This is a genomic window from Reinekea marinisedimentorum (assembly GCF_004341165.1).
In the GTDB taxonomy this organism is placed as follows: domain Bacteria; phylum Pseudomonadota; class Gammaproteobacteria; order Pseudomonadales; family Natronospirillaceae; genus Reinekea; species Reinekea marinisedimentorum.
This window is the reverse complement of record NZ_SLZR01000018.1, coordinates 49,639-60,143: the sequence shown is the minus strand read 5'-3', so window position 1 is coordinate 60,143 and position 10,505 is coordinate 49,639. Positions and strand designations below refer to the sequence as shown.

The following is a 10,505-nucleotide window of genomic DNA, read 5'->3' as shown; positions in this document are numbered from 1 at the left end:
GGATATTTAAATTTCAGTTGTCAAACGGGTAGTCTTCATTTGATATTATCTCTCTTTCAGATTCATGATATCAGCCAAATATCAATGACTCTGACTCCCCTTAATCTGATACCCAATATTCTCGCTAAATTAAGACCAATCTAATGCTGAATCTGCAGCTGATCTAGTAGCGCATAAAACACTGACCAGCTAACGCTCTGTGCTCTTCAACTACAGCATTAAAATAAATATAGGCGAAGTAAGGAGACACCCACCGTAAGGCTTGACTCAAGCCCACTCAACTGGTTGCATATACATACTGTATTTATCCAGGGATTGATTATGCCAAAGCCAAGGAGTGCTCAGGTATCCATCGACGCAACCCCCTACTATCACTGCATTTCACGCTGTGTGCGGCGTGCATTTCTATGCGGAATTGATGTTCAGACCGGAGTCAGTTATGAACACAGACGGGGCTGGGTTGAGCAGAAAATGCTCAAATTAGGCCAAGTCTTCTGCATCGATGTCTGCGCCTATGCCGTGATGTCGAACCACTACCATGTGGTTTTGCACATTAACACTCAGCAGGCCGAACAACTTTCCAATAAAGCGGTTCATGCCCGCTGGCAAAGCCTGTTCAAAGGCAATCATCTGTCTGCTCGGTTTTTGCGGGATGAGCCCATGACTGATGCAGAAATGACCGTCGTCAACGAACTCACCGATACCTGGCGTTCCCGGTTAATGGACATCAGCTTGTTCATGCGCGTATTAAACGAAGGCATCGCGCGCGAAGCCAACACTGAAGATCAATGCACCGGCCGATTCTGGGAAGGGCGCTTTAAATCTCAGGCACTGCTCGATGAACAAGCCCTCGCGGCCTGCATGGCGTATGTCGATCTAAACCCCATTCGTGCCAGCATGGCCGAAACCCCGGAACAATCCGAATTTACCTCTGCACAAAAACGCATCCAAAAAACCAAAACAACACCCACTAACGGTACCGAAGCCCACCAACCAAAAACGCTCTTCCCATTCGTTGGCAACCCACGCCAGCCCATGCCCGAAGGCCTGCCATTCAAACTTGAAGATTACTTGCAACTGCTGGATTGGACAGGCCGCTGCCTGCGTGAAGACAAACGAGGCGCAATACCCGCCAACCTGCCGCCCATCTTAAAACGCCTAAACATTGAACCTAAAAACTGGCTTTACAGCGCCCAGCACTTTGAAAAAAGCTTTAAAGGCTTTGCCGGAAAGTTGGATTCGCTGAAGCAGAAATTACCTGATCTGGGCTATCAGCGAATACCAAACGTTGGTGTGCTGCTGACTTAGACACTCTTTCAAACAATATTGAGAAATTCAGCCGCGCTGAAGTTTTAGTGTGGCTGAAATCGGCGATTTTGGGTTCCTCAACATTTATTCTGGCCGTTTTTTGATAGCTGAGGCAGCACAAGCTCCTCATCAAGCAAGGAGAATGCTCTATGATTTAGGATGGGTGTCTTGTTAACTATTCAAACAATATTGAGAAATTCAGCCGCGCTGAAGTTTTAGTGTGCCTGAAATCGGCGGTTTTAGGTGAAATCAAATTAATTCTGGCCGTTCGCTTGACTGCTGAAGCAGCGCAAGCTCCTCATCAGGCAAGGAGAAGGCTCTATGATTTAGAGTGGATGTCTTGTTAATTTCTTGGTGCACTGCTGACTTAGACACTCTTTCAAACAATATTGAGAAATTCAGCCGCGCTGAAGTTTTAGTGTGCCTGAAATCGGCGGTTTTGGGTCAAATCAAATTAATTCTGGCCGTTCGCTTGACTGCTGAAGCAGCGCAAGCTCCTCATCAGGCAAGGAAAAGGCTCTATGATTTAGGGTGGGTGTCTTGTTAACTCTTTTCAAAAAAACAGCTGACTTTTCCAAGCTTGACTGATATTATGTACAGTATATTTTAAAAGAATAGCTTTGGGGTAGGCCCGTGCCAGCAAAACAGTCCGTATACAAGAATTCAGCTAGAAAAGAATATGATATTACTGACGAAAAAAGAGCCGAATATAGACGAATTTCGCAAGAGGCTCGACTCGCTAAGCTCGCTGCAGAGCAGGGGCTACATGACGCTATTCACGAAGTTAACACCCCAAAATTAGACCCAAACGATCTAATGCCCCAACTGGAAACCAACGGGATTAGAGCGCTAAGCCTATTTGCAGGAGGAGGAGGTCTTGATCTCGGATTTGATCGTGCGGGCTATACGCATGTTGCATCTTACGAACTGATACCGATTTGCAAAGACACTCTCAAAGCCAATAGACCTAGTTGGGCGGTTTATGGCGGCCCAGACGAGGGAGATGTAACCCTTATCGACTGGAAAGCATATAAGGGGAAAGTTGACCTAATCCAAGGCGGGCCTCCTTGCCAGCCCTTTTCCATCGCTGGAGAGCAAAGGGGTTTAGATGACGAAAGAAATATGTGGGGCGAGTTCAATAGAGCGGTAAACACCATTAAGCCAAAAGCGTTTGTTGCAGAAAATGTATTAGGGCTAATGAACCCAAAGTTCGAAGGGTTTGTCCAGAAGTATATCTTGGAGCAGCTCAACGACTACCACATAGTAAGATTTGAAATGCATGCAGCTGACTATGGCGTACCGCAAATTAGAAGGCGAGTTTTCTTTGTTGGCTTTAAAACAAAGAAAGCTTTTTCCAAATTTACTATTCCAGAGCCGACCCATGACAAAAGCTCATTAGATAACCCTAAAAACAGAAATGTTCAGGACTTATTCGCTACCGAAAAGCCAAAAACTATGGGCGTTCGGGAAGCACTTGGACTACCAGATATCGGCTTTGATAGCTTAGCCCCAACAATTCGCTCTGCTTTTACAGGTAAGAGAAATACAACTTCTGTATTAAATAGCTCTGCAGGCCAAAAGGCTTGGGGCGATATGCTGATATGGCCAAATGGCGTTCAAGCTGACAGAGAAAAAGCTTCAGGGTTTCCCGCTAAGCACGATCATTTTAGATTAAGTGTTTCGGATGTTGGCTTATTGCAAGGATTTCCAGAAAGCTGGAAGCTCTCAGGGGCCGTTTATCAGGCTTTGGGGCAAATCGGAAACTCTGTTGCCCCGCCTGTTGCCTATCAGGTTGCAAAAAATGTTGCTATTGCGCTCAGTTAGGATGAATTTGAGCGTAGTATGCTCTGACGAATCTCCGTAATGTTTCAGCATGATTTTCTGTAATTTCAACCCACCCATTAAAGTATGTAAAAGGAATGTGTGGGTTATTTAGAGTACTACCTCTCTGTACAAGATATTTGGCTCTATCTTTAATAATTTCTAACATCCTCTCTGGGCTATAGCCTCCAGGGACATCCTGCAGCTCAATATATTTGCTCTTCTTGTACTGCTTTTTTTGTAGTCCCTTTGCATCCTCATATGTATAGAGTGGTTTTTCTTCCACTACCTGATACAGATCCTCAATCGAAAGCTTACTAGATGCTAAATCTGCCAACATGAAATCAGGTTTAATATATTGCTCTTTGCTTTTAATCCAGTCTTGCATCATGTCGGGAGAGCCATAATGGTAAAATTCTCGGCCTTTAATAAAAAAGCCAATGAGCCAATGTTTGTCTTTCCATTTTTGAATGTGATCAGGACCAAAATCCCTAACTGTGGTCACTGCCCCCGTTGAAGTTGTCTTAAGTTCAAAAGGTACAACCATCCCATCAATTTCCATATGTGCGTCAACACCATCTCGTCCTTCGCTATCGTCTTTATATAACTCGAACAGAACACGCATTGCTTCTTCACGGTCATCGTCTTGAAAATTACCTACCACAACTACTCCTAGAATTGATTGATATTATTGGGTGAACTTAGGGGCCATAACGCTTAGATATCCGTCGCTTTCTTCCGTGTCGTAGTCTTCAAATTAACGCGACAAATAAAACACCGCTACAGGCCAGCAATATTGAGCACCTCGGCATTTTCTGTCAATGTCAATATTCCATAAAAAGCGACAAGTGTCGCAATGTTCGGAGATACGCGAAAACCATAAAAAACCAATAAAATCAATAGATTACAGCCCGCATTTAAAACGATGATTTAATGCTTGTAATCTTTGGATTTCTTGTAATTTCCAGCAATTGCGACAGCTGTCGTATAACCACGAAATTTCCGATAAAAAGCGACAGCTGCGAACCCGCCTAATGTACTAACTCGGCAGCTCTGACAGATTTTTTGAGGCCAAATTTCTTAACGATTTATTGTTATTAGCACTTTCTTTCAGCCAAAAAAAAGCACCCGAAGGTGCTTATAAAATTACGCAGTCATTTATCGCGTAGTCATCTTAGAACTGTTAAAACTTTCAAGTTATACCGTACGTTTCGCTTTAAAGAAGGTCACGTAAAACACCGGTACGGCGACCAACGTCAACAGCGTGGCAAAGCCCAAACCAAAGCTGATCACCACGGCCATATCCTGGAAGAACGGGTCAGCCAGCAGTGGCAGTAAGCCCAGAATGGTGGTTACGGCGGCCATCATCACCGGTCGTAAACGGCTGATGGCGGCATCGTACATGGCGCGGTAATGGTCTTTGCCGTCGTTTATTTCAACGTTCACCTGGTCTATCAAGACAATGCCGTTTTTCACCACCATGCCGGTTAAGCTGAGCAGGCCGATGAAGCCCATGAAGCCGAACGGTATGTTCAGTACCAGCAGGCCGGTCACAATACCCACCAGCATCAGCGGTACACACAACCACACGACGGCGGCTTCTTTAAACGAGTTAAACAGCAGTATGGTGATGATGAGCATAAACATGTAACCCATCGGTGCCAGGCGTGCCATGTTGCCGCGTGCTTCTGCAGAGCTTTCGTACTCACCGCCGTGGGTTAGGGTATAGCCCTCTGGCAGTTCAATGGCGTCGATGGCATCTTTCACCTGGAAGAACAGCTCGTCGGCAATGTACGGGCTATCCAGCGCCGGGTCTGCCATGGCGGTAATGGTTCGCTCGCGGTCGCGGTGTTCAATGGTTGGGTTTTCCCAAACCACATTAAAGCCATCGGTCACTTCGGTAATGTTGATGTAACGGCCGTTGGAGTACAGCTGAATATTCTGCAGCTGATCAACACCATCGCGTTCCGTTTCTGGCAGCGTCAGTTTAATCGGCAGCAGGTCGGTTCCGTCGCGATACACACCTACCGTTTGCCCTTCGGCAAACGTTAGCAGTGCGGTTTCGAAATCTGACTTGGTAATGCCCAGCTCTGCACCCTTTTCTACATCGAATACAGGTTGCAGTACTTTCACCGGCTGTTTCCAATCGTCACGAACGCCGGAAAGGTATTCGTTGCTGCGATAAATATCTTTAACTTCTTCAGCCAGCTCACGCAGTACGGTTGCATCTTTACCCTGGAAGCGAACCTCTAGTTTAGAGCCACTGGCAGGCCCAAGTTGTATTCTGCGGGTCATGAAGAATACTTCCGGCTGCTCGTAAGAAAGATAGCTGTCGATATCGTTCAGCAGCGCAGGAATTTCATCACGGTTGTGGGTGCGCACCACCAGCTGCGCATTGTTCTCGCCGTATTCCACCGACTGGTAGGTCAGCATAAAGCGGGAGAAGCCGTAGTTAATGGTTGAGGCCACAAACTCGACGCGCTCGTCTTCACTTAAGAAGCTGCCCAGTTCGGCTGCTTTTGCCGTGGTTGTTTCCATGCTGGTACCTTCCGGGTAGCGCAGCTCAACATAAAACATGGGCGTTGCCGAAGCCGGGAAGAATGCCTGCTTCACAAACTGGAATGACCACAACGCGCCGAACAACATGCCCACCAGCACAACGATAGAAACCCAGCGGTGTGCCATGGCGGCAGACAACAGCTTTTTATAAATGGTGAAGATGAAACCTTTATACGGGTCGTTTTCTTCTTCGTCGCTGACCACAGCGGCACCCTCTTTAAACATCAGGTCGCAGAAGAATGGCGTTAAGGCAACGGCGGTGAACCAACTGATTAAAAGGCTGATTAACAGCACCCAGAACAGCGAACCGACGAACTCACCGATGGAATCCGGCGAAAGACCAATAGGGCCGAATGCGGTAATGGCGACCACAGTGGCACCCAGCAAGGGCCATTTGGTTTGCTTAACCACATCACTTGCGGCCTGAAGCTTGGTCTTACCCTTCTTCATGCCAATGAGCACGCCTTCAACCACCACAATGGCGTTATCCACCAGCATACCGAGCGAGACAATTAAGCCGCCTAGTGAGATGCGCTGTAACGATATTCCGGCCATATCCATAATGATGAAGGTACCGAAAATGGTGATCACCAGAATCAGGCCAATCAAAATACCGGAACGCAGGCCCATAAAGACCAGCAGCACCACAATAACAATGCCCACGGCCTGTACCAGGCTCATCAGGAAGCCGGAAACGGCGTTGGCCACTTCATCGCTCTGGAAGTAAATAGGGTTGTACTCAACACCCAGAGGAATCATGGACGACAGCGATTCCAGCTCGGCACGCACCAACTCACCCACTTCCACCACGTTTACACCGGGCAGGAAGGAAACGCCCAGGGTAATGGCCGGTTTACCATCGAACTGAATGATGTGCGTGGCAGGTTCGCTGTAGGTGCGTTCAATGGTGGCGATATCTCGCAGCTTTACGGTGTTGCCGTTTTCGCTGGTAATGGTCAACAGGCCCAGTTCATCGACCGACTGGAACTCACCGGTGGGCGATAAACGGATGTATTCCTGGCCAACGGTAATCGAACCCGAACTGGAGACCGTGTTTTGTGAACTTAAAACAGCGGCGATGGTTTCAATCGGAATACCCATCGAGACCAGGTTTTTAGTGGGCACTTCAATGCGGATCTCTTCAGTCTGATCACCGCCCACGGCCACTTTGGAAACGCCCTCTACCAGTGCCAGCTCTTTGCTAAGATCGGTGACAATGCTATCGAGTTCGGCATAGCTGTAGCCGCCTTCTTCGGTCGCGGTGAAGGCCAGCAGAATGCCGTATACATCGCTGAAGTCATCAACAACCAACGGTGAACCCACACCCGGCGGGAAGTAAGGCTCCAAGTCACTGATCTTCTTACGAACTTCATCCCAAATTTGGCCCAGACTGTCGCCTGGTATGGTGTCTTTCAGCTCTACGTTCAGCTCCGACATACCTGCGGTACTGGTTGAGGTAATCTGATCGACATACGGCAGGTTTTGCATTTCTGCTTCCAACAGGTAGGTCACTTCGTCTTCAACCTGCTCTGGCGTGGCGCCCGGGTAGCTGGTGAAAATGTTCACCTGCTTGATCGAAAACTCCGGGTCTTCCAAGCGGCCTAAGTTGGTAAACGCAACCGCGCCGCCCACCAGCAGAATGAAAGTAATCATCCAGCTGGTAACGCGTTTTTCGATAAAATACTTCGCTACATCGACCATGAATTATTCGCCTGCCCAAACATTAATCATCTGGTTGTCGGTCAGCTGGTAAACCCCTGCCACAACAATGACATCACCGGCATTCAGGCCTGCATTCACTTCAATGCCGTTGTTACGCAACGAGCCTAACTCGACATTGGTGCGCACAACGTGATCTTCATTTACTACCCATACGCTCGCCTGATCACCATTCATGAACACGGCATGGCTTGGCACCACAACGCTGCCGGTCGATTCCGGGCGATCAACTTTCAGTTCTACGGTGGCTTCCATACCCGGCAACAGGCGAATATTGTTCGCGCCGTTTAACGGAATCTGCAGGGTGACATCGTAGGCGCGTGTTGAGGCGTCTGATTCAATAGAGAACTCTTTAATGGTGGCCGGGTAAGATTGCTTTGGCATGGCATCGAAACGCACAGTCGCTGGCGGCAGGTTATTTACATCACCCACGGTGGCGATGATGTCGCTTGGCACCTGAAACTCAACCAGGATGGCCTCGCGGGATTGAATAAAAACCAGCGGTGTTTGTGGCGAAACGAATTCGTGCTCTTCCGGGTCTACGCGCACCACAATGGCATCGTAGGGCGCAATCAGCTTAGTATCGGTCAGGCTGTTACGGGCCTGCTTCAGGGCGATCTGTGCCAGATCGAGCTGAGCTTTAACGTTATCCAGATCTGATTGCGTGGAAACGCCCTTCTGAAAAGAAGCGTAGATGCGATTGTAGGTTGCCTGCGCCAGAGTCAGGTTAGCTTCCGCCTGCTCGTAGCCCAGTTGATAGTCGACGGGGTCAATTTCCAGCAGGGTATCGCCTTTCTTCACCAGATCGCCCGGCTCTACATAGATAATTTTTACCTGGCCGCCCACTTTGGTCGCCAGGTTAGCCGAAGACGAAGCCACGACCTTCGCGGGAAAGTTACGCTGCTGTACCTGATCGGCACTGGTCACCTGCAGTACCTTAACCGTGCTCAGTGACGTTTGAATCTGAGATGCATTGGTTGCGCCCTGTAATACCAGGAACAAAGCAATACCGATAAGAATGACGACGCTGCCGCCGATTCGATAACCCATTTTGAAAAATCTCCCGTTTTATAAAAAACGCTTTGTGATTGACTTATGAAACATATGTATTGTAATTGCGGCGAATATAGGGCTTACTAAAATTGCTTTCAATGGTAAAACTTAGCAACGAGACAAAAGTTAGACATATGTATCGAAACAGCACAGACAAACGTGTCATACATTCGGCGGAGGCGCTCTATAACGCGGTTTTAGAGCTAATGGACGAAAAAGAATTCGATAAAATTGGCATTAAAGAGGTATGTGAGAAAGCCGGAATTGGCCGCGCTACCTTTTATCGTAATTTCGACTATGTAGATGACATTCTACGCTTTGCCACGAACCAACACTTTGAACAGCTTCATGAAGCTACCTGCAACATGGCTCCTGACATTGATACCAGTGCAGAGATAAAAATCTTCTTCGACTTCTGGGTAGCCCGTGGCGATCTGCTCAACGCGCTATATAAAGCCCACCGCTGGCAAATATTTGGCGAAATGTTCTTCGCAGCTTCGCAAATCAAGATGCAAGAGAAGCTGGAGCGCTTTGGTCTTAATGAAGTTCAGTACGTCTACTTCCATAACTCGATACAGCTGAGTATTAGCACCACTCTGCACACCTGGCTGGAACGCAACCGCAAAGAGTCTTCTGATGATCTGGTAAAGCTGTTTGAGCTGCCGTTCGAGATGTTTGCAAAGATGAAAAGCTGACGACACCGGCGCTATTCTTTCCTTCGCATTTACCCCGCTCTGCTATATTGATGCGGTGCAGTTTGGCTGCACCCCTATCGGCCACCGTTATGATTTTCTTTCGGCCTGCCAACGCAGAATACGAGGAGCAAGAAGATGGAATTTAACCCGGTAACCTGGTTTGAAATTTATGTCGATGACATCAACCGAGCAGCCCACTTTTATCAGCAGGTGTTTAACAGCCGGCTGGAGCCTTTAGGCGACCCAAGCGATCAGAGCATGATCATGATGGGCTTCCCCTCCGAGATGACTAAATATGGTGCCTCTGGCGCACTGGTACAGATGGAAGGCGTACCGGCCGGCGGTAACAGCACCATGGTGTACTTTGGCTGCGAGGATTGCGCTCAGGAGCAGAGCCGCATTGAAGGCGCTGGCGGTAAGGTCTTTAAGCCCAAATTTTCCATAGGTGAGTACGGCTTTATTGCTCTGGTTATCGATACCGAAGGCAATATGATTGGCCTGCATTCGCAAAACTGAGCCGCACTTTTTTCCGGCATTGCCACCTTTACACGGAATGCATATTGGAGCACCCGCGCCTGCATGTTTTACTGTGGGCCGAGCAAACCATTCATAGGGAATGCAATGTCATTAACGCTGTACTACTCGCCTGGTGCCTGCTCTGGCATCACCATTAACGCCATTAAAGAACTGGGGCTGGACTGTGAATTTATCCGGGTGGATCTTTCTTCTGGTGAGCACAAAACAGAACGCTATCTGAGCATTAACCCGCACGGCAAGGTGCCGGCGCTGGTTGCCGATGGCAAACTGCTGACCGAAAATCCGGCCATTCTTATTTATCTGAACTCGCTGGTTGAAGGCTCGAAGCTGATACCCGAAACCGACGATGCCTTTCAGCGCTCGCTGTATTATTCCGATTTAATGTGGTGTTCCAGCACTGTGCACCCGTCGGTGCGCCATGTGTGCGTGCCGGCCTACTATACGGTCGCGGAAGATAAAGACGATGTGGTTGCCCGCGGTAAGATCGCACTAACGGTTCATCTGCAAGCCATTGAAAAGCGCCTGCAAGAATCTGACTGGTGGTATGGCGAGCAATGGGCCATTGTCGATACCTACCTGCACTGGTGCTATTCGCGCGCGCAACGGGGCGGCTTCCCGCTGGATGATTACCCGGCCATCCTGGCCCACAAAGAACGCATTGAGGCCATGCCGAGCTATCAACGCCGGGCACAGATCGAGGCGGCGTAAGTACATAAGAAAGCCAGCACGAAAGTGCTGGCTTTTCAGGCTGATGACAAAGCTGCTACAGCCTTCGAGACGGTGAAAAGGTATCACTTAAATGGACGTCGAAAA

At 48.4% G+C, this 10,505-nt stretch carries 8 protein-coding genes; 5 read left to right on the top strand and 3 right to left on the bottom strand.

The features are described 5' to 3' along the window. Nucleotides 1–321 precede the first annotated feature (321 nt). Nucleotides 322–1,308, top strand: a complete 987-nt coding sequence (locus BCF53_RS16200; RefSeq protein ID WP_132703263.1) for a transposase — start codon at nucleotides 322–324, stop codon at nucleotides 1,306–1,308. A gap of 633 nt (nucleotides 1,309–1,941) precedes the next feature. Further along, entirely contained in the window at nucleotides 1,942–3,132 is a 1,191-nt protein-coding gene (locus BCF53_RS16195) for a DNA cytosine methyltransferase (protein ID WP_132703261.1), read from the top strand. On the opposite strand, the gene BCF53_RS16190 is transcribed toward BCF53_RS16195, so the two are convergent. The 3 genes from BCF53_RS16190 to BCF53_RS16180 form a co-directional block, all read right to left on the bottom strand. Next, entirely contained in the window at nucleotides 3,125–3,793 is a 669-nt protein-coding gene (locus tag BCF53_RS16190; protein WP_207902760.1) for a hypothetical protein, read from the bottom strand. The genes BCF53_RS16195 and BCF53_RS16190 overlap by 8 nt on opposite strands. Before the next feature lie 533 nt (nucleotides 3,794–4,326). After that, nucleotides 4,327–7,389: an efflux RND transporter permease subunit gene (locus BCF53_RS16185; protein ID WP_132703259.1), complete on the bottom strand. Its 3,063-nt coding sequence runs from the start codon at nucleotides 7,387–7,389 to the stop codon at nucleotides 4,327–4,329. Between the two features lie 3 nt (nucleotides 7,390–7,392). Beyond that, a complete protein-coding gene (locus BCF53_RS16180) occupies nucleotides 7,393–8,457 on the bottom strand; it encodes an efflux RND transporter periplasmic adaptor subunit (RefSeq protein ID WP_132703257.1) in 1,065 nt (354 codons plus the stop codon). 101 nt (nucleotides 8,458–8,558) lie between these two features. On the opposite strand from BCF53_RS16180, the gene BCF53_RS16175 reads away from it, so the two are divergent. From BCF53_RS16175 to BCF53_RS16165, 3 genes are all read left to right on the top strand, one after another. Continuing rightward, the gene (locus BCF53_RS16175) at nucleotides 8,559–9,155 is read left to right on the top strand and encodes a TetR/AcrR family transcriptional regulator (RefSeq protein WP_341539416.1); all 597 of its coding nucleotides are present in this window, start codon (nucleotides 8,559–8,561) and stop codon (nucleotides 9,153–9,155) included. A 135-nt stretch (nucleotides 9,156–9,290) separates the two neighbouring features. After that, nucleotides 9,291–9,671 (top strand): VOC family protein, encoded by a 381-nt coding sequence (locus BCF53_RS16170; protein WP_132703253.1) that lies wholly within the window; start codon nucleotides 9,291–9,293, stop codon nucleotides 9,669–9,671. Nucleotides 9,672–9,776: 105 nt separating this feature from the next. Then, nucleotides 9,777–10,400, top strand: a complete 624-nt coding sequence (locus BCF53_RS16165; RefSeq protein WP_165901951.1) for a glutathione S-transferase family protein — start codon at nucleotides 9,777–9,779, stop codon at nucleotides 10,398–10,400. Nucleotides 10,401–10,505 lie beyond the last annotated feature (105 nt).

Coding starts and splice junctions, on each gene's coding strand:
- BCF53_RS16180 (WP_132703257.1), bottom strand. CDS start 8,457: ATGGGTTATCGAATCGGCGGCAGCGTCGTCATTCTTATCGGTATTGCT.
- BCF53_RS16185 (WP_132703259.1), bottom strand. CDS start 7,389: ATGGTCGATGTAGCGAAGTATTTTATCGAAAAACGCGTTACCAGCTGG.
- BCF53_RS16175 (WP_341539416.1), top strand. CDS start 8,559: ATGGTAAAACTTAGCAACGAGACAAAAGTTAGACATATGTATCGAAAC.
- BCF53_RS16200 (WP_132703263.1), top strand. CDS start 322: ATGCCAAAGCCAAGGAGTGCTCAGGTATCCATCGACGCAACCCCCTAC.
- BCF53_RS16170 (WP_132703253.1), top strand. CDS start 9,291: ATGGAATTTAACCCGGTAACCTGGTTTGAAATTTATGTCGATGACATC.
- BCF53_RS16165 (WP_165901951.1), top strand. CDS start 9,777: ATGTCATTAACGCTGTACTACTCGCCTGGTGCCTGCTCTGGCATCACC.